Below are 26,306 nucleotides of genomic sequence, written 5' to 3'. Positions count from 1 at the left end.
ATATCAATAGACAAAGAGGATTATTTCGATGAAATCAATCGGAAATATCGATTGAAAAAGAGGGATGATAAATGGAGATAAAACAATTAATTACATTTAAAGTAGCAGCAGATACTTTGAACTTTACACAAACTGCGAAGAAATTAAACTTTGCTCAATCGAGCGTTACAGCACAAATTAAAACGTTAGAGGCTGAGCTCGGTACACCACTATTTGAGAGATTAGGGAAACGTCTTTTCTTAACTGAAGCAGGAAGAAAGTTTCAACTATATGCAGACAAGATAATCGCACTTAGTAACGAAGCAAAGACGGCCGTGAAAGATGATGAGGAAATAGCAGGTACGTTAATAATTGGTGCACAAGAAAGTCAATGTACATACAGACTGCCTTCTATATTAAAGAGGTTTAAAATACAATTCCCCAAAATAAAGCTTATATTTAAACCAGCACATTCCAATAAAGATGCGAAGGAACAATTGATGGAGGGAAAAGTAGATCTTGCATTTATTTTGGACGAATGTAAAACAGAAGATGTTTTACATGTGGAACCACTTATGAAAGAAGAATTAAAAGTAGTAGCTGCTCCAGGGCATATTTTACTTGAACAGACTACTGTTTCTATAAAAGATTTAGAGAGTGAAACACTTTTATTAACAGAATTAGGCTGCTCATATAGAACTTTATTTGAAGAGCTATTTCGCGGGGAAGATCTATATCCAGCAAATAAAATTGAGTTTGTTAGTGTGGAAGCAATTAAACAATGTGTTATTGCAGATTTAGGTATAGCCGTTTTACCAGCGATAGTAGTAGAAAAAGATATACGGGAAGGGACGTTAAAGGAGTTAATGTTAAACGAAACAATACCTCCAATTTATACACAAATTGCTTGGCATAAAGATAAATGGATGACAGCACCACTGCAGCAATTTATTGATGTAACGAGGGAGTTTTTTACAACAAATTAAGTGGAGAAATATTTATTTTATATAAAAGAAAAAATGGCAATTTTGTATAAAGAACCGATGCTTGAATATAACAAGTATCGGTTCTTTTATGTTTTAAATAAAGGATGCTATAAAATGTGTATTTCTCAACTTTTTTTCTTACAAGGATAAGTAAAGTTCTTCGTATATTCCAATAATCATAAGGGAATTTACAACGTTAATTCGTTTTTGTAAGATGCCTCTAGGAAGCATGGAAGGAGGGCTAACACAGCAGTATAGGTTGTGTTTAGTATACATAATCATTTTGAGGGGGAATTAAAAATGTTTAAAAAGTTAATGAAAGTATGTGTGTTAAGTGTAGCGAGTGTAGGGGTATTATTTAGTTTTCAAGAAAGTACATTTGCAGCTACTGATCTGAGTAGCTATTATGACGGAAAAAATCCAGCAACAACGAAAGTATACGGGGGAAGTACAACATGTGATGCAGATGGATTTAATGCAAAGTCTACAGCAGTTTATGAAGGTAGTAAAAAAGTAGGAACAGTGTATTTACGTTACAGTAATACATGTCATGCGGCATGGTCTAAGCTTGTTTTAGATCAACCAGCACCTTCTGTTTCTGGAGGAGTATATGCTTACGCTGTTATTAATAAATATAAAAATGGTGTATTCCAAAAATCAGTAGATTCTAATAGTGGTAATGGAGCAATTAAAACTGGGCAAACGAGCACTTATACAGGAATGGTGTTTGATTTAACTGCTGATTTTGGTTATACAGCTGATGCCGAAGCAGTGACGATTAATAATGGTTACGGGAAAACTGGACGTTATTAATAAAGGAGTGGAATCCTGTGAAACTTATTAAAAAGGTAAGCGCATGTCTTTGTCTGGCATTGCTCGTCGTAACTAGTGTGTTTAGTACGACCAATAATGATAAAGCATTTGCAGAAGACCATTCGTATGATGGGAAAAGTCCGTATTACAATAGTTGTGATCAATCAGCAGTAACGAAAGAAAAGAAGTGGATTGATTCAAATTCTTATGTGGAATTAAAATTTAGCACGACGTGTAAAACAGCGTGGGCAAAAGTTACTGTAACTCGCCTGGCAGTTTATAATAATGAAGCTGATGCAAGGATTGTTAGAAAAACAGATGGAAAGGCATACACTTGCGGAAGTGCTGGAGGAAATGGTGTTGTAAATAAAGGGCAAACATCATGCTATACGCCAATGGTATATGATTTAGATCCAAGAAAAGCACAAGCACAGGGGAAACATGCAATTCCGAATAGTGATGCATATAATTATGCGGAGACTATTTGGTATTGATACGATTATACATGTTTTAAGAGCTGTTATTTGATATAAAAATGAAAGAGCCTTACTGCATTTTATTGTGGTAAGGTTCTTTAAAATTGTTTAATAGATTAAGTACATTCATTTACAAAGGTCTCTCTATATAATCGCTTTTAAGTATGGCCATAATAATTTCATCTGAGTATGTATCGTTATAAAATAAAGATTGACGTAAGGTTCCTTCTTTTGCAAAACCAACTTTTTCATAAGCTTTAATTCCGCGTAAATTATGGCTAAATACTTCTAACTGTAAACGATTTAATGATAGTTGTTCAAAAACAAACCTTAAAACTATTTTAATAGCTTCAGTTCCATAACCTTGTCCTGTTAATGCTATTGAAAGCATTGATATTCTGAATCCTGCTCTTTTGTTCTCCTCATCGATATCTAAAATCGACAACTCTCCAATCATCTCTTCAGTACTTTGTAAACAAATAGCGAAATCATAGCGACTTGAATCATTATTTATATGATCTATATGTTTCGTAATTTGCTCCAATGAAAAAGTGGACTTAGTTCCAGTCATATATCTTATTTCATCATCCATTGTACTTTCTAATATAATAGGAGCATCTAGCTGGCAAAGAGGCCTTAAATAAATTCTTTCGCTCTCTAATCTCATTATAATTTTCTCCTTTAGTTAGTAATTGAATGTATAAATACTTAAACTTTCTTCAATGAGTTACATAAAAAATATGAACCTTAATTCGATGTTACATGAATTTTATAATGGTATGGTATACCTAAAACAAATAATAAAAGTTTTATACACAACAAAATGTATCAACGAGTTTTTTGATCATACTATTATTCTTGCTGCTCATTCCGCTTTGAAATGAACACGAATGTATTAACTAAGGTCTGTATCAGGAGGAGTATATCCAAGGTGCCTAGCCATTGATACAATTTGTCCTTTATGATGAAACTCATGAGTTTCCGTATGAGTTAAAAGCCATAGCGGAGTTGTACTCCAAGGCTCTTTTTGCCACTTTACTTCATTTGCAATATTTTCGAGCCAACGGTCATTGTATTCATCTAAAAAACGTTGTACAGTCTCATCTACTAACTTAAATCTAGCGCGAACTTTTTTCACATCTGCATGCTCAATTTCGTAATCGCTAGCAAATGAAAAGTCTACTCGCTTTTGTTTAAATGCGAATGATCCAAGCCAGTATCGGTAGCAATCGGCTACATGAATATGAGTCTTTATAATGCTACCGCTCCCGAAATTAGGAACTGTGCTATGTAATTTTTCTACTGGGATTTCTTCCAAAAACGAAAATAGAGTTTCTCTTGTAGAGCTAATAAGATTATATTGCTGTTTTAAAACATGTAACATGAAATTAACACTCCTCTTTTATTTACTAAACTATTTGTGTAATAAGTAATTCTATATGTACGAGAGGTGAACCTTTTTATTATTTTTACTAAGCATATTAGATGTATTTCTTCATTGTTTCTGATAGATTAAACAAAGTGAAACTTTAATGAATTGAACATTCTTAGTTCATAATAAAATGTACATGAAGAAGGAGAACGATAAAATGAATAGAATAATTGGTCTAAAACAATTTGAAATAACGCGCGGGGCATTACTTAAATTTATGGAGACGCTAGATGATAAAACTGTGGATACGCAGCCAGAGGGTTTTAACAATACAATTCGTTGGCATATCGGTCATGTATTAACGGCAGCAGAAGTTTTCATGTTTGGAAAAGAATTCAAACAATTACCAACTGAATATCCAGGTATGTTTGGATATGGATCAAGACCATCTAAATGGACAACAGAAGGACCATCATTAGAAGTGTTAACGGTCCAATTAAAAGAACAAGCAAAACGTATTAAAGAAATTCCAGCAGAAGCATTTGAAAATAAACTGCCAGAGCCATTTCTAGGATTGGAAACAGTTGGTGAGCTTTACGGTATGATGCTTTATCATGAAGCTGATCATATTGGACAAATGAAGGCGATGGAACGTATTATTAAAGCTCTTTAGTCTTAATTGCATATAACAAGCAATACAGGTGTAATGTTAAATGATATAAACAAAAAAGGTAGATAAATTATTATCTACCTTTTTTGTTTAACTTCTTGAAGGATTAGGGATTATCATCGTGATGCTGATGAAGAAGGATAAGAGGATTTTATAATTTTTATGGTGTGATTATTAATTGTAGTATTCCTAAATATGGAATATAAGTATAATGATAGAGAAGAACTAGAAATAGGGGTGAATACTATGATTACATTAGAGCAAAAGTTGGAGCAATATAAACATACATATGTACAGTTAAAGGGAGAACTAAAATGGAAAACGAGCGATTCTCGAACAGGAATGATGATTGCTGCTATGTATGCAGGTAGTGATAAACTGTTTGATCTCGGACGTTTTTTAGAAATTAGTAGTTATATTAAGAATCAGGTAGGGATGTTTTCATACTTAAAGTCTTATCATCGTTTTGTAGTGGCCGCAACATTAGATATTCACTTTACAGATTACCAGAAAGCTTTTCGGGAGTTTTTAGATTTATATGAACAATTGGTCACTGGTGGGTTTAGCCGGAGTATATTTACTTATCTCGCAGCAGCTGTACTTTTAACAGAAGAAAATGAACAGCATGGCGCGCACATTCAACGCTCGATGCAAGTATATAAACGCATGAAAAAGGATCACCTCTTTCTTACAAGTACAAATGATTATCCGCTCGCGGTTTTATTAGCAGGACAATCAGAGAATGTAGACACACTTATGGACCGAGTGGAACGCCTTTATCAGAAACTAGCGACAGCTGGTTTGCATAAAGGGAATGATCTTCAATTTTTGAGTCATATTCTTTCACTAAAGAAGGATGTCAGGGAAGAACTGTTAGTCGCAAAATGCACAAATATATGGAATTTGTTAAAGCAAGAAAAGGTAAAAGTAAAACAGATGCATTACCCAGCTATCGGGTTACTAGCGTTACTCGAGGATGGAGAAAAAGAGATTCATTCTATTAGAGCATTTATTGAAAAATTGCAGGGGGATAAATTGTTCCGTTGGCATACAGATACAAATATTCTTATTGCTATTCAACTGTTCGTAAGTCAGAAAGGTGAGGAAAGTAAAACTACCAACACAGGTTTACAAACAATGATAGAAGTCCTCATACAAGCACAACAGGCTGCTATGATGGCAACGATTGCCGCTTCATCTGCAGCAACATCTTCTGCTAGTAGTAGTTCATAATGTGCAACTGCTTATACTCTTGTAAATTATAACTCCTTTGATAAGGTTGGTTTAAAAAATATTACTAAAAAAAGCCCATCACTCTCTAATGATTGATGGGCTAACTGTTTTTACATAATTAGCATTATCTTTTTGATTGCTTCAAATGTTTGAGCTGCGTGACAATCATAATGCTAATAACAACGAGTAAAAACCATGAACTAATTTTGCTTAAGTGAATGAGATTCCATGTTTCCCGTTGATTTGGATATTGCCATGCTCCGAAAAATGTTGCGATATTCTCTGCAATCCAAATGAAGAAACCGATAAGGAAAAAGGAGAGAACGAGTGGCATTTTATATGTAACGCCTTGTAATGAAAATTGTACAAATGTGTGTGTGAAAACAATGAATAGTAGAAAAGTAAAAAAATAGTTTGCTATTTAAAAAAAGTGGGGATATAATATCTAAATGAAAATGATAATTATTATCAATAGTAATTATAAATAAAAAATAATTACAAAAAACAACTGAATATAAAGGATGAAATGAAACATGTTACATAAGTCTACTGTACATGCTGGTAATAACCGCTGGATACATATTAAGTTCATATGTTTCATGAGCTTAACAATTTTATGTTTAATTGGATCTATATTTTTAGCCATTTCATTTGGTGCAAAAGATATTCATGTACAAACGGTGTGGGCAGCGGTTTTGGATTATAATCCGAAACTAACACAGCACCAAATTATTTATGAATTAAGGCTCCCGAGAGTAATTGGAGCAGCAGTTGTAGGGGCAGCTTTTGCGGTTGCTGGTGCTGTTATGCAAGGTGTAACACGAAATCCTTTAGCTGATGCAGGTGTACTCGGAATAAATGCAGGTGCGATGTTTGTAGTAGCACTTAGTTTTGCTTTTTTCCCACATATGCCGTATTCCTATTTAATGATTGTTTCCTTTATTGGAGCTGTCTTAAGTACAGTGCTTATTTTTGTTATTGGATCAGCAACATCAGGCGGGTTAACACCAATGAGGTTAACGATTGCTGGAGCGGTTATGGCAGCACTTTTACATTCATTAAGTTCAGGTGTTGCGATTTATTATGATTTAAGCCAAGATTTAGCGTTTTGGTATGCTGGTGGTGTTGCAGGGGTTAAGTGGGAACACTTGAAATTTTTAGTCCCTATTATTCTTATAACGATTATTTTCGCGACAATGCTAGGGAGATCTATTTCACTCATATCAATGGGAGATGATGTTGCTACAAATTTAGGAGTGAAAACGAACCGAACGAGAATACTAGGGATGATTATAGTAGTTATTCTGGCAGGTGTTTCTGTTTCAGCTGTTGGTTCTATTGGATTTGTAGGACTAGTTATCCCGCACATTGCTAGAAAATTAGTTGGTGTTAATTATAGACTCATTATTCCTATGTCAGCATTATTAGGAGCTATGTTATTAGTTGTAGCTGATTTAGGGGCAAGAACAGTAAACCCTCCTAAGGAACTTGCGATAGGGATTATGGTAGCTCTTGTTGGAGTTCCATTCTTCCTCTATATAGCACGTAAAGTTGGGAGGGAGTTATAAGTGAAGGATCTTTTTAACAAGGATAAAAAGAGAGCTATTACTGTAACTACAATCTTCGGATGTATAAGTATCGCTGTAATTTTAATTAGTTTAAATACAGGGACACTGAGTATAGCGCCACTTAGAGTAATTGAAACACTTTTGGGTTATGGTAATTTTGAGAGTGCAACCGTGCTATATGATTATCGTATGCCAAGAATAATAATCACGATGTTAGCCGGTATTGGTCTTGGTATTTCCGGTGCGATTTTGCAAGGGTTATCACGGAATGCACTTGCAGATCCTGGTATTCTTGGGCTGCATGCAGGTGCATCTTTCGGGCTAATTATATTCGTTACTTTCTTTCATTCTATTAATGAGAATGCATCGATTTTAATACCGTTATTTACATTTGGCGGAGGGTTATTAGCTGCATTTCTTATTATTTTACTTGCGAGTGATCGGTCGAAAGGTTTACTTCCCATTAGACTTATTCTCGTTGGTATTGCTGTTTCAGCTGGCTTTAGTGCAATTTCGTTATTTTTCTCTCTCAAGTTAAATGATGAGACGTATACATTCGCTTCTAGATGGCTAGTTGGCAACGTGTGGGGAAGGGATTGGATTCATGTCCTAGCGTTATTACCTTGGATTTGCATACTTACCCCGTATGCATGGTTAAAATCTAAAACGTTAAATGCATTGTCACTAGGTGATAGTGTAGCAGCAGGACTTGGTGTTCCTGTTCAAAAAGAACGGTTATTACTTTTAGCTACAGCGGTTGGATTATCTTGCGGGAGTGTATCGATGGCAGGAGGGATTGGTTTTATCGGTTTAGTTGCTCCGCATATCGCGAGGAAGTTAGTAGGTACTACATATCAACACTTTCTTCCTTTAGCTGGCATTATCGGAATGATTATTTTAGTACTAGCAGATACGATAGGTCGCTCTATATTTGAGCCAAATTCTATTCCGGCTGGTGTAGTAGTGGCCGCATTAGGAGCACCGTATTTTCTTTATTTACTTACAAAAACAAAATAAATACTTCAAAGAGGAGAACATATGAAAAAGAAACTTACTATTTTATTTAGCATCATGTGTATTTTAGTATTAGCAGCATGTGGTCAAACGAAATCTAATGAAGAGGCAACGAAAAAAACGGAAAAAAGTAATGACCCAAAAATTGCTTCAATGTCTATTCATTTAACAAATGATTTACTTGCATTAGGAATTACACCAGTAGGTTCTGTTATTGGTGGAGATTTAAAAGATTTCTTACCGCACGCTAAAGAGAAGTTGAAAGATACGAAGAAGCTTGGTGTTGTAACAGGTCCGAATATGGAAGCGTTACTTCAATTAAAGCCAACTGACATTTATGTTGATGAAAAATATGCTGGTAAAGATGTAGCGAAATACGAAAAAATTGCAAAAACACATTCTTTCAATTTAGATGAAGGTACGTGGAGAGATCATTTAAAACAAGTTGGTAAACTTGTAAACCGTGAGAAAGAAGCAGATAAATATATTCAAGATTACGAAGAGCAATCAAAACGAGTAAAAGGTTTAATAGATAAAGAGCTAGGTAATAACGAAAAAGTAATGGCAATTCGCGTTACTGCAAAAGAATTGCGTGTATTTAGTACGAAAAGACCGATGGGACCAATTTTATTCCAAGACTTAGGGTTACAGCCTGCAAATGGTGTAGAGAAAATTGATGGAAACCGCCCTTTCGAAGTCATTTCACAAGAAGTATTACCTGACTTTGATGCAGATGCGATTTTCGTTGTTGTAAATAGAGATGATAAAGCAAAAGCAGCATTTAAACAACTTCAAGAAACGCCAATTTGGAAAGACTTAAAAGCAGTTAAAGGCAAGCACGTATACATTATCAATGATCAACCATGGCTGGACTATTCTGCTTTAGGAAACAAAATGGCAATGGATGAAGCGGAGAAAATGTTTACGAAATAATATAGTTTTGCTATTAGGAAAGGCCCTCTAAATTTGGAGGGCCTTTCTATTATTGTTAGAATAAATAAAAAATTATACAATGAAGTTAATTCAATATGGAGGAGATGTGCCAATGTCAGCGCTTATTGTAAGTATCCCGTTTATGAAACAGTTTATGGAATAAGGGGATAAATAGTCTAAAATAAGTATCCCTGTTATTTAAAAGGGGGAGTTTGAAATGACAATGAATCTTTTTCGAAATAAAACGATTAAATTATCAGCTATGAGAGAAACAGATGCTGAAGTAATGGCTATGTGGCAAGAAGATAGTGAGTATTTAAGAAATGTTGATACAGATGTAGCATTCCCGCAATCTTTAAATGAAATAGCAAGTGATGAGTTATTAAAAGGACGGAGATCGAATAGTGTTTCTTTCATGGTAAGGACAGTTCAAGAAGATCGCTTAATTGGTTTTGTGGCGATTCATGGTATAGAGTGGAATAACAAAACAGGTTTATTAGCCATTGGTATAGGAGATGCGAATGATAGAGGAAAAGGATATGGGAAAGAAGCAATACATCTTATTCTAAAGTATGCTTTCTATGAATTGAATTTACACCGCATCGGTCTCGATGTTATTTCGTATAATAAACCTGCCATTGCATTGTATAAAAAGATGGGTTTTCAAATGGAAGGCTGTATGAGAGAAGCGGTTCAAAGAGATGGGAAGTGTTTTGACCGTATGATTATGGGGATATTGCGGGATGAATGGATAGAGCTGCAAGGTTAGAAAGTACATTCGAAATTATATATGTAGTATGCAGGAGATATAATGGTAATTGGCGAAAATTTACAGTGTGTTGATTGAATTTATAAGGAGTCATGTAAAATGAATTTAGAAAAGGCAAAACCAGTAAATGAAGAGGTCGCCGAATTAAAAGAACTTATTAAAGAGTTACACGGAAGTGTGCACCAACTTCAAAGTGAAGTGCAGCAACTAAGGCACGAAAGACCAGTTGTTGAAGTGAGAAAAGGTGTTCAATTATCACCAACAATTGTCGGACAAATTGGTGGTATGATTTTAGGTGGTTTAGCAATTATCGGTATATTTTGGTGATGAAAAAAGGTTTGCAGCACGGATGCTGCAAACCTTTTGTATTTGACGATATAATTTCATGCAATACAACTTTTACATTAAATAACGTAAATATATATAAGCATGTGATAACAAGAGTGCAACAATAGTTAATGGTAAACCAATTTTTAAGAAGTCCATATAAGAGAAGCCATGTCCTTCACGTTTTGCAATACCAGCAACGACTACGTTTGCAGATGCACCGATTAGTGTTCCATTTCCTCCTAAGCAAGCTCCAAGAGATAACGCCCACCATAGTACTTCGATTTGCGGAGAATCGACAGATAGTCCGAGTCCTGTAGCTAAGTCTTGAATAAGAGGAATCATCGTTGCGACAAATGGGATGTTGTCGATTGTCGCAGATGCGATGCCAGATACCCATAAAATAAGTATAGCTGCGAATCCGATGTCACCGTTTGTTACGTCGATTACTTCTCTTGCAAGTGAAGAGATAAGTCCGATATCAATTAACCCGCCAACGAGAACAAATAATCCGGCGAAGAAGAAAATGGTTACCCATTCAACATGGGCAAATACATCTTCAATATCATGTTCTTTCACGCCGATTAACATAAGAAGTGTAGCGCCTGTCATCGCGATAACAGCAGCGTCTACATGAATAATCGAATGAAGTACGAAGCCTAAAATAGTTAGTCCTAAAATCGAAATAGATTTTAAAAGGAGGCTTTGATCTTTAATGTAATCTTTTTCGTTTAATGCCATTAGTTTTTCGATTTGTTCAGGTGTTGTTTTTAGTTTGTTACGATACATGAAGTAAATAATGCCAAGTGTCACGATAGAAATAATAATTACGATTGGAGCTAAGTTAAGTAAAAAGGCGTTAAAGTCTAAATGCTTGTTTGCTGATCCAATCATAATATTAGGTGGATCACCGATTAATGTTGCTGTTCCGCCTATATTTGAAAACAGCACTTCTGAAATCAAATAAGGCACAGGATTTACTTTTAAAATACGTGTAATGGATAATGTAACAGGAACGATTAATAAAACAGTCGTTACATTGTCCAAAAATGCTGATCCGACAGCAGTTAATAGGGATAGTAATAATAAAATGCGAATCGGTTTTCCACCAGCTGCTTTTGCCGCTTTAATGGCCACAAATTCAAAGACGCCTGATTGACTCGTAATATGTACGAGAATCATCATCCCAATTAAAAGGGTAATCGTTTCCCATTGAATATGTGATGTGAAAGCAGTATGTAAATCTACAACTCCAAAAATAATCATAATAGCAGCACCGAATAGTGCGATTACAGCACGATTCAATTTCTCAGAAATAATAAATCCGTACGTGATTAAAAATACGGCAATTGCAAAATAATATTGCCAATTTGCTACTTCATGTGCTGACTGTTCCAATCATGTCACCTTCTTTAAATTATGTATTCAATTGTCGAAATGTATCTCGCTGCAATAATACGGGATAAAATATATTGTAGCAAATTCAAAAAAGAAAGAAAACTATTTAACAAAGTGAAGGAAAAAATGTATTTTTTACATATCATATAAAAAATATAAAAAACACAGTGCAAATTATTAGGAAAAGTGAGCGTTGTCCTCTAATATAGAGATAGCAATTTACATTATTTTTGCGTAAAATGGTTTAAAGAGGTGAATTCCGATGGAAATAGTAAAAGATAGTTCTCTTATTCAAAATGAAATTGAACGTTTTGTAAATAAAGATGTATATATTCATTTAGAAACGACAAACGGAGCGTATGCATCACACATAAATGAAAAGATGATGACAGTTGGTGCTTTCATTCGAAATGCGATTATCCGTTTTGAACGCGGGAAGATAACTGGAACAAATCCATACCGAGTTGGTTTGAAAATGGATCACGGTTGGGTATATGCTGAAGGTATTACGCACTGGGAAGTAGACGATCAAGAGCGTTTATTATTAGCTGGACATGATAATTTAGGTCGTCTAGCAGTTGCACTTGAGTTAAGCTTAACACCATTTAAGTAAGAAGGAGGGAAACTTATGGAGAGACATGTACTTGTTGTATTTCCGCATCCAGATGATGAAGCATATGCTGCGGGAGGAACAATTCGCTTATTAACAGATCAAGGAGTACCTGTAACGTATGCATGTGGTACTCTAGGACAAATGGGACGTAACATGGGTAAGAACGTATTCGCTAACCGTGAAACGATTCCACATATCCGTAAGAAAGAATTGAAAGATGCTTGTGAAGCGATGGGTATTAAAGATTTAAGAATGCTTGGCTTCCATGATAAAACGTTAGAATTTGAAGATGTTGATTTCGTTGCTGACAAAATTGAAGCAATTATTCAAGAAGTAAATCCATCTCGAATTATTACATTTTATCCAGAGCACGGTGTACATCCAGATCATAATGCATTTGGCCGCGCTGTCGTTCGCGCTGTATCACGTATGCCAAAAGAAGAGCGCCCAGTTATCCATGCTGTTGCGATTACGAAAAATCGTGAAGCAGTATTAGGAGAACCGGATGTTGTAAATAACATTAGTGAAGTATTTGATCATAAATTAACTGCATTAGGTGCGCACCGTTCACAAACAGAAGCAATGCTTGAAGACACGCATGCAAAAATAAAAAACAAAGATGCAGCAACATTAAAATGGCTGCAACTTGAACAGTTTTGGACTTATAAATGGGAGTAGGCTAGAAGGATACCTTCTAGTTGCTCTTACATAGAAAAAGCGCCGTCACTTGTGATGGCGCTTTTTCTTGTTGAAGACTATATATTTCTTAGGGTGCTTCAAAATTTTTAAATTAACGTGCAGTATAGCCTCCATCAACAAGAAGTGTTGTACCGTTAACAAAACTAGCATCATCACTTGCTAAAAATAAGACAGCTTTAGCGACTTCTTCTGGTGTTCCAAGTCTGCCTTGTGGATGAAGTGAAGCTAAATATTCTTTCTGTTCAGGATTAACACTACCAAGTAAAGGGGTGTCAATATAACCGGGGCACACCGCATTAATACGTATTCCATATTTAGCGTAGGCAGTACATAAATTTTGAGTTAATAGTTTCACACCACCTTTTGCAGAGGAGTATGCTGTTGGGGTAGGTAATGAAACAAAACTATGAATTGAACCAGCGTTAACGATGACACCACCTGTACCTTGTTTAAGGAATTGTTCAATCGAATATTTATCAGAAAGGAATACCCCAGACAAATTAATATCAATAGTTCTTTTCCACTTTTCATAGGATAATTCGTTTGCTGGTGCATCATCAGCAACGCCGGCATTGGCATACATAATATCTAATTTACCGTATGTACTTACTGTCTCATGAATTAGCTGTTTAATATCTGCCTCTTTTGTTACATCAGTTTTAATAAATAACGTATTATATCCATGTGCATTCAATTCATCTGATAGTTCTTTTCCACGTTCAGAAAAGTCAGCAATAACTACTTTTGCACCTTCTTCGATAAAAAGACGAACAGTAGATTCGCCAATTCCACTTGCACCACCAGTTATGATTGCTACTTTGTCTTTCAATTTCATATAAACCTCTCCATTCATCAATGAATTTAAGTCGAATTTTTAAATCTGGTTATATCACTATTAACCTTAAATAGTAAGTAGATAGAAGAAAAAGCTCGCGTTTACTTAATTGTGAGAGTGCTATTTTTTCTTTAGTGTACTTTTTGATACAGTTATGGACGAAAATATTAATTTGGTCAATCTTATCATTAGATTGAATATTTGGTAAAGAGCTCTCGAACAGAGCGAGTACGGATGCTGAAAAATTAAAATAAATATGAAGTATTATTTGTAGGGTAAGGAACAAGGGGGAGAGAAGCATAATGAAAACTACTACTCTATTTAAATAGGAAAAAACCTTGCAGGGGGGCAAGGCTTTAAACAGGGTATTAAAAATGATTGATTTATTAAGAAGAACTTCTTCTTGTGAATAAACTAATTTTAGCATGATAACTCATATGTATGTGTTACGAATTTGTGAATAAAAACTCAATGAAAAAAGTATGAGTGAAAGGAAATAATGTATTTGAAATATGTATTATTACACAAAGTTTAGTTGAAATAGTGAGGAAAATAAAAAAGCGCAATGAGCAAAATAATTAAGAGACGAATTATATGAAAGATTAGTTGAACGCCTAATATTTAATTTGTTTTACTATATTATTAATTCCGATGATACAAAATTCAAGAAATGACTTATCAATATAAAAACAAAAAGTCCTTAGAATCTACGGCTTTAATATGAAAAGATTTTAATCATTGGGCATAAGGGAATTCTATATTGATTGGTTGAAAGAGGGGATTTGTATATGTAATTTCTTTTTTCATTTAATTCTTTAGAACCTATTTTTAATAATGTATATAAGAAGCGTATATTTTGAATTATTTAATAGAATAATATATATTTATATTGATTTAGTGATTTTAGTTTGTTAAAAATGGGGAAATCGATATGAAGGTTAAATTTGCCGTAATAAAAGATGAGAGCTTTGATTGTAGTTTATTGGAAACAAAATTATTGAAAACTTTTAAAGAAGTAGATTGTGAAGCAGATATTGTAAAGGTTGAGGATGAAATTTTTGAAAACAATGATGTACAAACGCATTTATCAGAAATAACCATTCATGTTACTGGAAAAAATATTGGATATAGATCCGTTTCAGCCAGTATATTTATTGTTCTAGAGAGTTTATCAATACAGCTATTTCGTATTCATATTAGTATACTTTAAGCAGTTCAAAAATTGGCTTCTTCAGAAAATCATACTGATTATATGGAGTTGTAAATATGAAAACAATAGAAATTATCGTAGGTGCTCCCGAATGGTGGATTGCACCTTGTTTGTTGTTAAATAAACAAGGGATTCCTTTTCTAATTTTAATGTATCTCAACGCTAATTTATAAATAGAAGAATGGAAACATGTGAGTAATTCAATTAGATTGTACAAAAAAATTGGTACGCGGATATACGCAATGTATTCACAGGTAAGAGGGTTGTCTCATAATATATATAGATTTTTCTATTAAGATGAACAGAGGGTGTGAATATATGGAAGATGTTTACGCTAAAATTGACAATCTCAAGGCGGAGCAAAAAGAAATTATGAGAGACATTCGAAATTTAGAAACGCGTACCACTATTAATGAGAAAGACATAGCAACAATCAATAAGCAATTAGAAAAAATAAGTACAAACACTACTTGGATTTTGCGAATTATTATTAGCGCGATAATAATGTCAGTTTTAGGATTAATATTAAAAGGAATGATTTAGTCTTGTGAAATAGAACGATATAAAAGAAAGAGGGGAGCTCCCTCTTTCTTTTATGTAAATGAGAATCTATAAATTTTCCGTTTCCTTTTCGTCTGCATACTTATCCTCTAAGGAAATTAATAGAGGGATTGATATAGTTACTAGAATGATTAAAGTAGTTATAAAAGATTTAGAAAGAGAAAAAGAACCTTCAATTAAAGGTGATAAAAACTTGAATGAAAGTATACTTGTTATGAAGGAAATTACTAAAAAGCTAAAAAGAGAGGTATTTTTATTCTTTATAGATGCCTCTATAAAGTCTTTAACACAGGTTATTACAACAAATATAGTTAATATGATAAGAGAAACAAAATAATGTGTTAAATTCGTCATACTAATAGTAGAATCGTCTATTATGTAAGCAAGTAACTTAGATACTAATATTCCTCCAAACAATAAAATAATAAAAGCAAGTAATCCTTCCGATATATAAGTGCTGAAATTGTTTTTCTTGTTAAAAAGCTTATAGTTCAGAGTAGATTGGATTATTTGAATTAGGAATAGGGTAATAATCCATACATAATACACAAAGGGTAATTCTCCTGAGAATAGAGAAATTAGGAAGTTTACTACTGTCCTTAAAATTTCAATCATTACGAAAGTCCTCCTACTTGTTCAACTTTATGACATTAGGAATATATGAGTCTATCATTTTATAATCAGGTTCATTGATTCAAACTATTTCTAATTATTCCATAATAAGGCGTTCATATCAAGTTGTTATCTTTTATGGCGTTTATTATTTGTTCACTAATATAAAAAGAGCATTCGAAATGATAATACTAGAAAAATAAAATTAATATGTAATATAATTGAAAAAGTATATTTAAAAATCGATGTTAATATTACCCTCCTATAAGTATTAACATACGTAATTGAGGTGTTTTCTTTGTTGTTTTATGACCGGATTTCTATAATGGCCCCTCCTGTTCCGTAGCTAAGGAAAGTCTTTTTATTTCTGAGATTTTCAAAGTTATAGGAGGGTATGAAAAATGAAAAAAGTCTCAGTACCATCACTTTTGTTAATGATTATTCTTGTCGCATTTCCGCAAATTAGTGAAACGATTTACACACCGTCTTTACCTGACATTTCAAAGGCGTTACATGTAAGTAATAATGAGGTGCAGTTAACGCTTAGTGTGTATTTTGCTGGATTTGCTTTAGGTGTATTTTTTATTGGATGGCTATCAGATATAATTGGCCGTCGCTGGGCAATGTTATTTGGAATTGTCGTATATGGCGCTGGGAGTTTCTTGTGCTTTATTGCAAATTCCATTGAAGTTTTATTGGTAAGTCGTTTTATTCAAGCGTTTGGAGCAAGTGCAGGATCAGTTGTGACGCAAACGATTCTTCGTGAAAGTGTAGAAGGGCATAAGAGGCATGTTATGTTTGCTCAAATTTCAGCAGTCATTGCTTTTACACCAGCGATAGGACCGTTAATTGGTGGCTTTCTTGATCAAATGTTTGGATTTAAAATAGTATTTTTAAGTTTAGTAGTTATGAGTATCGGTATTTTTCTGTATACGTTTGTTTCTCTTCCTGAAACAAAAACGGGCTCAGTAACGAATAAAATAAATGTATTTTCAGTCTTGAAGAGGTTAATTACAAATCCAAAAGTGGTAACGTATGGGCTATTAATTGGAGGAGCAAATGGTGTTTTATTTAGCTATTATGCAGAAGCGCCGTTTATCTTTATTGAATACTTTCAGTTATCGCCTAGTATGTATGGCTTTCTAGGAATTGTTGTAGCGTCTGCTTCTATTGTTGGAGCGAAAATTTCAAAACGTTTACTTGCTACTTATAAACCAGAGAAAATTATATATATCGGTTGTCTTGTAATGACAGGAGGAGCTATCCTTTTATCTGTTATTACGTTTGTGGGATCAAATCCGAATGTAATATATATGGTTGTATTTTTAATAGCGATGTTTATATTGCTATTAGGAATTGGAGTAGCGTTACCTAATTGTTTAAGTTTAGCGTTAGTAGATTTTCAAGATGTCATTGGTACAGCTGGAGCGTTGTTTAGCTTAGGATACTATGTAATTGTAACGATGACAATTTGGGGAATGAGTCAATTGCATACGGGCTCGTTACTGGTGATGCCACTTTATTTTCTAGTTATTGTAGTTATAATGGCAGTGTTTACTAGGGTATTTATCTTTGGTAAGCAAACTTCGAAATCGATTTAAATATGAAATTGTAAAAGAGTCTCATTTTTTAATGAGACTCTTTTATATTTTATCCCGTTGTTTTGAGGCAGAAAGGTTTCTGCCTCAAAATTTGGCTGGGGTAAAGAAGTTAGTAGTTTATTAATATATTAAATTTCTTATTGGTATATGAATCGAATGTGTGGGAAATTACGTTATCAACTATAAAGGTTGAAGTATTTGAGATATGAAACCGAGGAAGATAGCATCTCCTCGGTTATTTATATTGTAATAATATACATGCCGGAATCATATTGAATAGATGTATTTTATTGTTAATTTAGTTAAAAATTAATCAGACTTATGTATAATAATTTATTGAAAAAATAATTGAATTTTTCAGATTAATGAATTAATATAAGATAAGTAATTTTAAGATTTATAGAATATTGGAAGATGAAAGGTTTTGAGAATTTTATTAGGAGCACAAAACGATTTTAGGATAGCTTTAAAGCTAGTGTAAAATGACGTTTGCTTCATCATTTTCAGGGCCGAAAGGAATTAGGGGAAAGCATCTTGTGTTAAAATGCGGCTATGAATCATCTAAGAGGGGGAAGTGAAGTGGCAAACAAAGAATTGAAAAGAGGTTTAGAAGCACGTCATATTCAAATGATTGCTTTAGGCGGAACGATTGGTGTTGGTTTGTTTATGGGATCAGCCAGCACAATTAAATGGACAGGTCCGTCAGTAATGCTTGCTTATGCAATTGCAGGTATTTTCATCTTCTTCATCATGCGTGCCATGGGAGAAATGTTGTATATGGAGCCAAGTACAGGCTCATTTGCGACATTCGGTCATAAGTATATTCATCCACTAGCTGGTTATATGACAGCGTGGAGTAACTGGTTCCAGTGGGTTATCGTTGGGATGTCAGAAATTATCGCGGTTGGAGCGTATATGCAATATTGGTTCCCGGATTTACCAGCTTGGATACCAGGTATAATTGCAATGGTTATTCTTGGTGCAGCTAACTTAATTTCTGTTAAGTCATTTGGTGAATTTGAATTTTGGTTTGCGATGATTAAAATCGTTACGATTCTATTAATGATTATTGCAGGATTTGGCCTTATTTTCTTCGGAATTGGTAACGGCGGAGAAGCGATTGGCATATCTAATCTTTGGTCAAATGGCGGTTTCTTTACAGGTGGTTTTTCAGGATTCTTCTTTGCATTATCACTTGTAGTTGGAGCGTATCAAGGTGTGGAATTAATCGGTATTACTGCTGGTGAAGCGAAGGATCCAAAGAAGACACTTACAAGAGCGATTCAAAGTACAATTTGGCGTATTTTAATTTTCTACATCGGTGCTATTTTCGTTATTGTAACTGTGTATCCGTGGGATCAATTAAGTACAATTGGTAGCCCGTTCGTAGCAACTTTTGCGAAGGTTGGTATTACGGCAGCAGCTGGACTTATTAACTTCGTTGTAATTACAGCAGCAATGTCTGGTTGTAATAGTGGTATTTATAGTGCTGGTCGTATGCTTTATACGTTAGGTGTAAATGGACAAGCACCGAAATATTTCACGAAACTTTCTGGAAATGGTGTACCTTTATTTGGTACAGTTGGCGTAATTATCGGTCTGGCGGTTGGTGTTGTTTTAAGTTACATCGCACCGAAAAACTTATTCGTATATGTATATAGTGCGAGTGTACTTCCTGGAATGGTACCATGGTTTGTCATTTTAATTAGTCAAATTAATTTTAGAAAAGAAAAGGGAGCAGAGATGAAAGATCATCCGTTCAAAATGCCATTTGCTCCTGTAACAAACTATTTAACAATTGCCTTTTTAATTATGGTATTAATCGGAATGTGGTTTAACGATGATACTCGTATTTCATTAGTTGTAGGTATTATTTTCTTAGCTATCGTTACAATTAGTTTCTATGCTTTCGGAATAGGAAAGCGAGCTCCGTTAGACGTTCAAAATAATAAAGAGATTTCAAGTAAATAATGAAAAGGCTGTTCATCTGGAACAGCCTTTTCATATTGTTGCTATTTGTCGATAAATCGATATAATTTGATTTGTGATAGATATATTTGAAAAATCGTTGATATATTGTACGTTATGATAGATATATTCGAAAAATCGTTAATATAATTTCACATACTATCTGTCACTATCATGATTAAAATTTCTCTAATACGATTTTCCCAATGGTGTGCCCGCTTTCAAGTAGTGCATGTACTTTCTTTAAGTTTTCAGCGTTAATCGGTGTTAATGTTTCATTTTTATGTAAGCTGTACTGATAGTCTAGAAGGAGTTTATTTCTAAAAAGAAGAATTTTTTACTGTATTACTTTATCCCAAACTAAATGTAAAGGTGGATACATAATGACAGTAAAGAAACTTTATTTCATCCCAGCAGGTCGTTGTATGTTGGATCATTCGTCTGTTAACAGTACGTTAACACCGGGAAAATTATTAAACTTGCCGGTATGGTGTTATCTTTTGGAGACAGAAGAAGGTCCTATTTTAGTAGATACAGGTATGCCAGAAAGTGCAGTTAATAATGAAGGGCTTTTTAACGGTACATTTGTTGAAGGACAGATTTTACCGAAAATGACTGAAGAAGATAGAATCGTGAATATATTAAAGCGTGTAGGGTATGAGCCGGACGACCTTTTATATATTATTAGCTCTCACTTACATTTTGATCATGCAGGAGGAAACGGTGTTTTTACAAATACACCGATTATTGTGCAGCGAACGGAATATGAGGCAGCACTTCATAGAGAAGAATATATGAAAGAATGTATATTACCGCATTTGAACTACAAAATTATTGAAGGGGATTATGAAGTGGTACCAGGTGTTCAATTATTGTATACGCCAGGTCATTCTCCAGGCCATCAGTCGCTATTCATTGAGACGGAGCAATCCGGTTCAGTTTTATTAACGATTGATGCATCGTACACGAAAGAGAATTTTGAAGATGAAGTGCCGTTCGCAGGATTTGATCCAGAATTAGCTTTATCTTCAATTAAACGTTTAAAAGGAGTTGTGGCGAAAGAGAAACCAATTGTTTTCTTTGGTCATGATATAGAGCAGGAAAAGGGTTGTAGAGTGTTCCCTGAGTATATATAGTGCAAAAAGTCATGAGTTCGCGTGCTCATGACTTTTTCGTTTAAATAATTTTTTTAAATAAATTATAAACTTTTTTTGAACTATCTTCGTTTAACTGATAGTACGTAAGGTTTACATCATCAGGAGTATCTTGCTGAGCAATCATCACTTCGCTGCTGTGATGATCAACTATCCATATGAAATATTTTTTATAAGTTCCATCCTCGAAAGTAATCCACATATCACAATCTATTAAATCTGATCCTTCTTCATCCAATGTTAATTTGCCTTTTTTTGCGGTATTCATACTGTTAATAAATGTTTTTAATTCATCTGTTTTTGTGAGAAAGATATCCTGTTTTGTTTTAATTGATTCGACATGTATATCTTTTATTTCCTGTTTACCTAAAAAAACAGGAGGCTCATTTGGATCTCGCGAGCTTGAAATAATAGTAGCTTTCTTTTTCGGTTTATTTGCAGTATAGAGATCTTGAATAGATTTTCCCGAGTTTATAAACCATACAATTCCACAAATAATCAATACACTACCTAGCAATAAAATAATTTTTTTAATAGGATTTTCTCCTCTCTATTACTTCGTGTGAAGAGCTTTTCTATTAATATATGATAGGTAAGCGTAAAGTATTATAGTTGAACTTGGTTATGTTTCACAGTTTTTATCGGGCGATCTATGAGTAAATTGTAAGTGAGCCCAATTAATACGAAAATGCCACCAATAACTTTACCAATTGAGAGTTCATTTGTTAGGAAGAAATCAATAATAGTCCCCGCAAATAATTGTCCGATAAAGATGAGTAATGTTAAATAAAAGGCTGATATTTTAGGAGTAATATAGTTGGATAATGAAATAACGATAACGCCTACTAATCCGCCTAAGTACACAGCAATAGGAATAGATTGTAACGTCTGCATTGGAATATACAATGAATCTGAACTGAAAATTAAAAATAACATAGAGAAAAATAATCCAGTAATATAATTAAAAAACGTGCCTTCCCAGTTTCCAATTTCCTTTGCTAAATTCGCGTTAATAATTCTAGCAACAACGATAGAAACACCAGCTAAAATAGCGATCGTAATATATAACATTTTCTTGCCCCCATTAATAAATTGTCATGATTATAATTCCAGAAGAGATGAAACATAATCCAATTAGTTTTTTCTTTTCAAACTTTGCAACTTTCATTCCTAATAAGCCGAAATGATCGATAATGATGGAAGCAATAGATTGACCGAGTAAACTTAATGCGATCGTAATAGAAGCACCAAGGACGGAGAAACTTATATTGTTAAAAAGAACAGTGAATACTCCAATCGCTCCAGCGCTATATAAAAAAAGTGGAATACTTTTATCGAAACGAATTTTATTTTTGTTTATGATTAAAATGAAGATAACTGCAATTAAACCGACAAGGTGAATGACAACGCTTGCTGTATACTTTCCAATTAACTCGGATAAAATTCCATTCAATGGAAGCATAACGGCGATGAGCACACCAATAAAGACAGAAAGAAAGTTATACAATGTAATATCCCCTTTATATTTCATATTTGTAATGAATGTATCATGCTGAAATTGTGTATTGTTATGACATATGTCATAGTGGAAGAAGAAAATTTTGATTACAATGGGGATGAGTTGTAAAGGTGGGGAACTATGAAGAAAGTATGTAATTCTATTAAATTAGCAGAGTATATGAAGAAAAATAATATTGATTCATTTTTTAGTCATGATATGAAGCCATATATGGAACTTATATTTTTTAAAAAGAATGAGTTTATTTGTAGAGAAAATGAAGAGATAGATTATTTATATTTCTTTGTTGAAGGAAAAGCGAAAGCGTTTAACACATTAAGTAACGGGAAATCGGTATTATTATGTTTTTACGATAGTTTGCAGTTACTTGGAGATGTGGAGTTAATTCATTCTCAAAGAATCACTTCAAACGTACAAGTGATGGCAGATTCGTATTGTGTGAGTTTACCTTTAGGAAAGGTGAGAAATAAGCTATTTCATGATGCGAAATTTTTAAGATGTATTTGCGGATCATTGGCACATAAATTAAACCGACTTTCCAAAAACAGTACAATTAATTTATTGTATCCGCTTGAAAATAGACTTGCGAGTTACATGTTAGCAGCAGGAGAACGAGCAGTTCAGCATGAAAATAGAATTGTGTTTAGTGGGAATTTAACGGAAATAGCGGAGTTGTTAGGAACGAGTTATCGGCATTTATTACGTACTTTGAATCTCTTTTGTGATAAAAATATAATCAAGAAAAACAATGGTTGTTTTGAAGTAGTGAATGTAGAAGTTTTGAGGGAATTGGCTGCAGATGTTTATAAATAATATATTAAAGTAGGGATTAAGATGAAAATAGCTATAATTTCAGATATCCACGGAAATAGTCACGCTTTAAAATCGGTATTAAAAGATATTACACGTCGCAAGGTCGAAATGATAATAAATTTAGGAGATAGTGTGTATGGGCCGTTAGAGCCTTTAGAGACAATTGAAATATTAATGAGTAGCGAGATGATACATATTAAAGGCAATTGTGATCGCATGCTTTGGGAACCTATACAAGAGCAATCTGCTACACTAACTTTTGTTCAAAATCAATTAACAAATTATCATATAGGTTGGTTAAAACAACATCCTTCACAATTTATTGTAGACGATATGTTATGTTGTCACGGTACGCCAACTTCAGATGAAGTGTATTTGTTAGAAGAGATGAATGAGAATGGTGCAATATTAAAGAATGAAAAAAATATAATGGATCAACTCCAAAATATAGAACAAAAAATAATAGTATGTGGTCATACACATATTCCTAGAGTTGTTTATTTAGCGAACGGAAAGATCATTATAAATCCAGGAAGTGTAGGACTTCCAGCATACAAAGATGAGTTACCTGTTATGCATAAAATGGAATCAGGAACTCCGCATGCAAAATATGTAGTGATAGAAAAGGTTTTGGGAGAATGGACAATTGAACAAATTTCAGTTCCTTATAATTGGGAAGAAGCTGCTGGATTGGCTGTTCAACAAGAAAGATATGACTGGGCACAGGCGCTAAAGACTGGGAAGATAGAATGAAGGGGAGTTTACTTTATGGTAAACTGCTCTTTTTTATTTTGAGTAGATATTGAATTATATAAAAATAAAATGTTATGATTATGGAAACGTATGAATATATGAACAAGTATTCATATGTAAAGGAAGGAGGGATTAGAATGAAAGACCTAATTATTATTGGAGCGGGTCAAGCTGGATTAACAATGGGATATTACTTGAAGCAAGAAGGATATAATTTTTTATTACTTGAGGCAGGAAACCGAATTGGGGATTCATGGAGAAATCGATATGATTCTTTGCAGCTTTTTACCCCAAGGTCTTACAGTAGCTTGCCGGGTATGGCGTTAATAGGTGAAAAAAATGAATTTCCATGTAAAGATGAAATTGCGACTTATTTAGAAGAATATGCAAGACATTTTCAATTACCGGTACAATTACAAACGGAAGTTCTAAAAATAAAGAAAGAAAAAGAAATATTTGAATTACATACTCCTACAGAAATTTTACAAACGAAAAAAGTTATTATCGCATCAGGTGGTTTTCAGCAACCATTTATTCCCTCAGTTTCAGCAAATCTATCATCACATATTTTTCAAATACATTCATCACAATATAGATCATCATCGCAAATTCCACAGGGGAAGGCACTTGTAGTAGGTGGCGGAAATTCAGGAATGCAAATAGCAGTAGAACTTGCAAAAACGCATGAAGTTATGTTGTCTATTAGTCATCCTTTAACGTTTTTACCGTTACAACTTTTTGGAAAAAGTATTTTTAATCTGCTAGAAAAAGTGGGTTTATTGTACGCTGAAATAAATACAAAGAGGGGAAGATGGTTTCAGAAGAGAAAGGACCCTATTTTCGGTTTGGAGGGTAAGAAACTTATTCGGAATAGAGCAATTAAACTGCAAGAAAAAGTAGTAAGTGCATCAGGAAATAACATCATGTTTCAGAATGGTGATACTTATAGTGCAGAAAGCGTTATATGGTCAACTGGTTTTGTTCAAAATTATAATTGGATTGAAATTGAACAAGCAGTGAATGAGAAAGGATTTCCTAATCATATAAAGGGAATCAGTCCAGTAAAAGGATTGTATTATATCGGATTGCCGTGGCAATCTCAAAGGGGTTCTGCACTTATTTGTGGTGTAGGAAAGGATGCAGCATATTTGCTTTCTGAAATCAAAAAAATAGATCAGTAGCGATAACTACTGATCATCCATATGTACATGAATTAGGAGAGGTCAAACATTTATTAACTTTATTATAATAGATTTTTATGGGGTTAAAAACTGAAAATTCAAATTTAATGTTGAGAAAGTTTTTTTGTATCGAAATATATGAAAAAATAGGGATTTTTATTAAAACAGAAAAAGATATTTCTATTTTAGTAAATTATGATATAGTCTAAATAAGCGTTTTTTTTCATAAATGTAATTATTTTCATTGTAGTTTTGTTTATATGAGGGAAGGAGAAGTAATTATGAAGTTTGATGATCAACGCTTATTAGGAGTCCGATTAGGTTCTGTACTTGTGACAGAGGAAAATCAATATTTAGTAATTAAGAAAAAAGATCATTATGCACTGTTAAATATACATAATTTAGAATGCACTCATGTTGAAGTGCAGTTAGAACATTTGGAAGAAATGTTGCGGGAAGATTTCCAAGAAAGTATAACGGAAATTATCGCACCAGAACATATAAAAATTGTTGCGAAAAATGTTATATAGATAAAGAAGCTGGAAGGAACAGCTTCTTTATTTTCATTATAAGGATAACGTTTTTACAACCTCACCAATGATCCCTTCCATTTGATGAACACCTAAATCGGAATTGGTCATAATAACAGCACCATTCCCGCAGTATGGATAACAAACCATCATACATTGAAATCCGACGCCCCATCCGAGTGAATAAACCTGTAATTCTTCATTAGAATCATCAAGAAAAACACCTAATCCAGTCCATTTTGAGCAACCTTGAGGAGAAATCATGTCTAGTACAAATTTTTGAGAAAGTTTTAGTTTACCCTTTCCTTGTAAGGAATGAATGATTTCAATAACTAAAGCTGATAAGTTAGTGAAATAAAACAAATGAAAGTTAGTAAGGGGGAACATTTATGGAATTCTGGATGGTTATACTGATATTAGCCTTTGGTTTCATTTATATCGCTGAAAAATTAGCTACAATTGAAAAGAAAAATGATGCGCGTTTAAAGAGAATTGAAGATAGATTACAATTAATTACGAAAGAAATGAGAATTGTAGAAAGAGAACCTGAAATTAATAAAGAACTACGCCAGCTTGTAGAAGAAGGCAAAAAAGTTACAGCAGTTAAGAGAGTAAGAGAAGCTTTTGGTTTTTCCTTACTAGAAGCGAAGCAATATGTTGATAAATTATAAAAAAGATCATCCATTTGGGTGATCTTTTTTACTGCACCATGCGTGTAT

At 33.7% G+C, this 26,306-nt stretch carries 30 protein-coding genes and 2 pseudogenes; 22 read left to right on the top strand and 10 right to left on the bottom strand.

Translation table 11 applies throughout. The features are described from left to right. Positions 1 to 71: 71 nt before the first annotated feature. The 3 genes from DN407_RS16865 (at position 72) to DN407_RS16855 (ending at position 2,272) form a co-directional block, all read left to right on the top strand. Entirely contained in the window at positions 72 to 965 is an 894-nt protein-coding gene (locus tag DN407_RS16865) for a LysR family transcriptional regulator (RefSeq protein ID WP_000403876.1), read from the top strand. A gap of 300 nt (positions 966 to 1,265) precedes the next feature. After that, complete coding sequence (locus DN407_RS16860) at positions 1,266 to 1,778, top strand: DUF2690 domain-containing protein (protein ID WP_000473748.1); 513 nt, start codon at positions 1,266 to 1,268, stop codon at positions 1,776 to 1,778. A gap of 17 nt (positions 1,779 to 1,795) precedes the next feature. Further along, on the top strand, positions 1,796 to 2,272 hold the full coding sequence (locus tag DN407_RS16855; RefSeq protein ID WP_000767004.1) for a DUF2690 domain-containing protein: 477 nt from the start codon (positions 1,796 to 1,798) through the stop codon (positions 2,270 to 2,272). 112 nt (positions 2,273 to 2,384) lie between these two features. Here the strand turns inward: DN407_RS16855 and DN407_RS16850 are convergent, their stop codons facing one another. Further along, positions 2,385 to 2,921, bottom strand: a complete 537-nt coding sequence (locus DN407_RS16850) for a GNAT family N-acetyltransferase (protein WP_001235431.1) — start codon at positions 2,919 to 2,921, stop codon at positions 2,385 to 2,387. Between the two features lie 228 nt (positions 2,922 to 3,149). Next, the gene (locus DN407_RS16845) at positions 3,150 to 3,638 is read right to left on the bottom strand and encodes a DinB family protein (RefSeq protein ID WP_000903460.1); all 489 of its coding nucleotides are present in this window, start codon (positions 3,636 to 3,638) and stop codon (positions 3,150 to 3,152) included. 184 nt (positions 3,639 to 3,822) lie between these two features. On the opposite strand from DN407_RS16845, the gene DN407_RS16840 reads away from it, so the two are divergent. After that, positions 3,823 to 4,299, top strand: a complete 477-nt coding sequence (locus tag DN407_RS16840; protein WP_113623480.1) for a DinB family protein — start codon at positions 3,823 to 3,825, stop codon at positions 4,297 to 4,299. 192 nt (positions 4,300 to 4,491) lie between these two features. Next, positions 4,492 to 5,529, top strand: a complete 1,038-nt coding sequence (locus DN407_RS16835) for a DUF4003 domain-containing protein (RefSeq protein WP_002103418.1) — start codon at positions 4,492 to 4,494, stop codon at positions 5,527 to 5,529. Positions 5,530 to 5,653: 124 nt separating this feature from the next. Here the strand turns inward: DN407_RS16835 and DN407_RS16830 are convergent. Beyond that, positions 5,654 to 5,941, bottom strand: a pseudogene (locus tag DN407_RS16830) (DUF817 family protein); the annotation flags it as partial. Positions 5,942 to 6,062: 121 nt separating this feature from the next. On the opposite strand from DN407_RS16830, the gene DN407_RS16825 reads away from it, so the two are divergent. The 5 genes from DN407_RS16825 (at position 6,063) to DN407_RS16805 (ending at position 10,140) form a co-directional block, all read left to right on the top strand. Then, on the top strand, positions 6,063 to 7,097 hold the full coding sequence (locus tag DN407_RS16825) for a FecCD family ABC transporter permease (protein WP_000902730.1): 1,035 nt from the start codon (positions 6,063 to 6,065) through the stop codon (positions 7,095 to 7,097). After that, positions 7,098 to 8,114, top strand: a complete 1,017-nt coding sequence (locus tag DN407_RS16820) for a FecCD family ABC transporter permease (RefSeq protein ID WP_098341064.1) — start codon at positions 7,098 to 7,100, stop codon at positions 8,112 to 8,114. 21 nt (positions 8,115 to 8,135) lie between these two features. Continuing rightward, positions 8,136 to 9,044 (top strand): iron-hydroxamate ABC transporter substrate-binding protein, encoded by a 909-nt coding sequence (locus DN407_RS16815; protein ID WP_149216506.1) that lies wholly within the window; start codon positions 8,136 to 8,138, stop codon positions 9,042 to 9,044. 217 nt (positions 9,045 to 9,261) lie between these two features. Next, a complete protein-coding gene (locus DN407_RS16810; protein ID WP_000178506.1) occupies positions 9,262 to 9,813 on the top strand; it encodes a GNAT family N-acetyltransferase in 552 nt (183 codons plus the stop codon). A gap of 99 nt (positions 9,814 to 9,912) precedes the next feature. Further along, on the top strand, positions 9,913 to 10,140 hold the full coding sequence (locus tag DN407_RS16805) for a coiled-coil domain-containing protein (RefSeq protein WP_001047304.1): 228 nt from the start codon (positions 9,913 to 9,915) through the stop codon (positions 10,138 to 10,140). 72 nt (positions 10,141 to 10,212) lie between these two features. On the opposite strand, the gene DN407_RS16800 is transcribed toward DN407_RS16805, so the two are convergent. Next, positions 10,213 to 11,538 carry an ArsB/NhaD family transporter gene (locus tag DN407_RS16800; protein ID WP_000437992.1) on the bottom strand — a complete coding sequence of 442 codons (1,326 nt, stop codon included), beginning with the start codon at positions 11,536 to 11,538 and terminating at the stop codon, positions 10,213 to 10,215. A 262-nt stretch (positions 11,539 to 11,800) separates the two neighbouring features. Between DN407_RS16800 and DN407_RS16795 the strand changes: the two genes are divergently transcribed. Next, complete coding sequence (locus DN407_RS16795; protein ID WP_000407045.1) at positions 11,801 to 12,151, top strand: YojF family protein; 351 nt, start codon at positions 11,801 to 11,803, stop codon at positions 12,149 to 12,151. Positions 12,152 to 12,166: 15 nt separating this feature from the next. Next, positions 12,167 to 12,829 carry a bacillithiol biosynthesis deacetylase BshB2 gene (gene bshB2, locus DN407_RS16790; RefSeq protein WP_000439483.1) on the top strand — a complete coding sequence of 221 codons (663 nt, stop codon included), beginning with the start codon at positions 12,167 to 12,169 and terminating at the stop codon, positions 12,827 to 12,829. Positions 12,830 to 12,941: 112 nt separating this feature from the next. Here bshB2 and DN407_RS16785 read toward each other — a convergent pair whose 3' ends face one another. Then, entirely contained in the window at positions 12,942 to 13,685 is a 744-nt protein-coding gene (locus DN407_RS16785; protein WP_000768017.1) for an SDR family NAD(P)-dependent oxidoreductase, read from the bottom strand. A gap of 931 nt (positions 13,686 to 14,616) precedes the next feature. Between DN407_RS16785 and DN407_RS16775 the strand changes: the two genes are divergently transcribed. Together DN407_RS16775 and DN407_RS16770 are read left to right on the top strand one after the other, a co-directional pair. Then, on the top strand, positions 14,617 to 14,895 hold the full coding sequence (locus DN407_RS16775) for a hypothetical protein (protein ID WP_000865018.1): 279 nt from the start codon (positions 14,617 to 14,619) through the stop codon (positions 14,893 to 14,895). A gap of 318 nt (positions 14,896 to 15,213) precedes the next feature. Next, on the top strand, positions 15,214 to 15,438 hold the full coding sequence (locus DN407_RS16770) for a hemolysin XhlA family protein (RefSeq protein ID WP_000390458.1): 225 nt from the start codon (positions 15,214 to 15,216) through the stop codon (positions 15,436 to 15,438). Positions 15,439 to 15,504: 66 nt separating this feature from the next. Here DN407_RS16770 and DN407_RS16765 read toward each other — a convergent pair whose 3' ends face one another. Then, complete coding sequence (locus DN407_RS16765; RefSeq protein ID WP_087875617.1) at positions 15,505 to 16,071, bottom strand: DUF5823 family protein; 567 nt, start codon at positions 16,069 to 16,071, stop codon at positions 15,505 to 15,507. Positions 16,072 to 16,469: 398 nt separating this feature from the next. Here DN407_RS16765 and DN407_RS16760 point away from each other — a divergent pair, with 398 nt between their 5' ends. The 3 genes from DN407_RS16760 (at position 16,470) to aiiA (ending at position 20,773) form a co-directional block, all read left to right on the top strand. Next, positions 16,470 to 17,669 carry a multidrug effflux MFS transporter gene (locus DN407_RS16760; RefSeq protein WP_098381869.1) on the top strand — a complete coding sequence of 400 codons (1,200 nt, stop codon included), beginning with the start codon at positions 16,470 to 16,472 and terminating at the stop codon, positions 17,667 to 17,669. A gap of 579 nt (positions 17,670 to 18,248) precedes the next feature. After that, the gene (locus tag DN407_RS16755) at positions 18,249 to 19,640 is read left to right on the top strand and encodes an amino acid permease (RefSeq protein WP_001284404.1); all 1,392 of its coding nucleotides are present in this window, start codon (positions 18,249 to 18,251) and stop codon (positions 19,638 to 19,640) included. A gap of 380 nt (positions 19,641 to 20,020) precedes the next feature. Further along, on the top strand, positions 20,021 to 20,773 hold the full coding sequence (gene aiiA / locus DN407_RS16750; protein ID WP_106824540.1) for a quorum-quenching N-acyl homoserine lactonase AiiA: 753 nt from the start codon (positions 20,021 to 20,023) through the stop codon (positions 20,771 to 20,773). Positions 20,774 to 20,813: 40 nt separating this feature from the next. Here the strand turns inward: aiiA and DN407_RS16745 are convergent, their stop codons facing one another. The 3 genes from DN407_RS16745 to DN407_RS16735 form a co-directional block, all read right to left on the bottom strand. Continuing rightward, positions 20,814 to 21,308, bottom strand: a complete 495-nt coding sequence (locus DN407_RS16745) for a YhfM domain-containing protein (RefSeq protein WP_000901692.1) — start codon at positions 21,306 to 21,308, stop codon at positions 20,814 to 20,816. An 89-nt stretch (positions 21,309 to 21,397) separates the two neighbouring features. Beyond that, positions 21,398 to 21,862 carry a DMT family transporter gene (locus DN407_RS16740; protein ID WP_000965814.1) on the bottom strand — a complete coding sequence of 155 codons (465 nt, stop codon included), beginning with the start codon at positions 21,860 to 21,862 and terminating at the stop codon, positions 21,398 to 21,400. Between the two features lie 13 nt (positions 21,863 to 21,875). Next, positions 21,876 to 22,322 (bottom strand): DMT family transporter, encoded by a 447-nt coding sequence (locus tag DN407_RS16735; RefSeq protein WP_002005482.1) that lies wholly within the window; start codon positions 22,320 to 22,322, stop codon positions 21,876 to 21,878. A gap of 108 nt (positions 22,323 to 22,430) precedes the next feature. On the opposite strand from DN407_RS16735, the gene yeiL reads away from it, so the two are divergent. From yeiL to DN407_RS16715, 4 genes are all read left to right on the top strand, one after another. Next, positions 22,431 to 23,123, top strand: coding sequence for a transcriptional regulator YeiL (gene yeiL, locus DN407_RS16730; protein WP_149216505.1), 693 nt, complete (start codon positions 22,431 to 22,433; stop codon positions 23,121 to 23,123). A gap of 21 nt (positions 23,124 to 23,144) precedes the next feature. Then, entirely contained in the window at positions 23,145 to 23,876 is a 732-nt protein-coding gene (locus DN407_RS16725; RefSeq protein WP_000684254.1) for a metallophosphoesterase family protein, read from the top strand. A 137-nt stretch (positions 23,877 to 24,013) separates the two neighbouring features. Beyond that, on the top strand, positions 24,014 to 25,057 hold the full coding sequence (locus tag DN407_RS16720) for a flavin-containing monooxygenase (RefSeq protein WP_000653879.1): 1,044 nt from the start codon (positions 24,014 to 24,016) through the stop codon (positions 25,055 to 25,057). A gap of 281 nt (positions 25,058 to 25,338) precedes the next feature. Further along, entirely contained in the window at positions 25,339 to 25,587 is a 249-nt protein-coding gene (locus DN407_RS16715; protein ID WP_000666948.1) for a hypothetical protein, read from the top strand. A 36-nt stretch (positions 25,588 to 25,623) separates the two neighbouring features. Here the strand turns inward: DN407_RS16715 and DN407_RS16710 are convergent. Next, a pseudogene (locus tag DN407_RS16710) lies at positions 25,624 to 25,938 on the bottom strand (penicillin-binding protein); the annotation flags it as partial. Positions 25,939 to 25,976: 38 nt separating this feature from the next. On the opposite strand from DN407_RS16710, the gene DN407_RS16705 reads away from it, so the two are divergent. Further along, the gene (locus DN407_RS16705; RefSeq protein WP_061654639.1) at positions 25,977 to 26,258 is read left to right on the top strand and encodes a hypothetical protein; all 282 of its coding nucleotides are present in this window, start codon (positions 25,977 to 25,979) and stop codon (positions 26,256 to 26,258) included. Positions 26,259 to 26,306: the final 48 nt, after the last annotated feature.

Source organism: Bacillus sp. JAS24-2 (assembly GCF_008274905.1).
In the GTDB taxonomy this organism is placed as follows: Bacteria; Bacillota; Bacilli; order Bacillales; family Bacillaceae_G; genus Bacillus_A; species Bacillus_A cereus.
The sequence above is the reverse complement of the archived record's forward strand: the minus strand, read 5'-3'. Positions and strand labels throughout refer to the sequence as shown.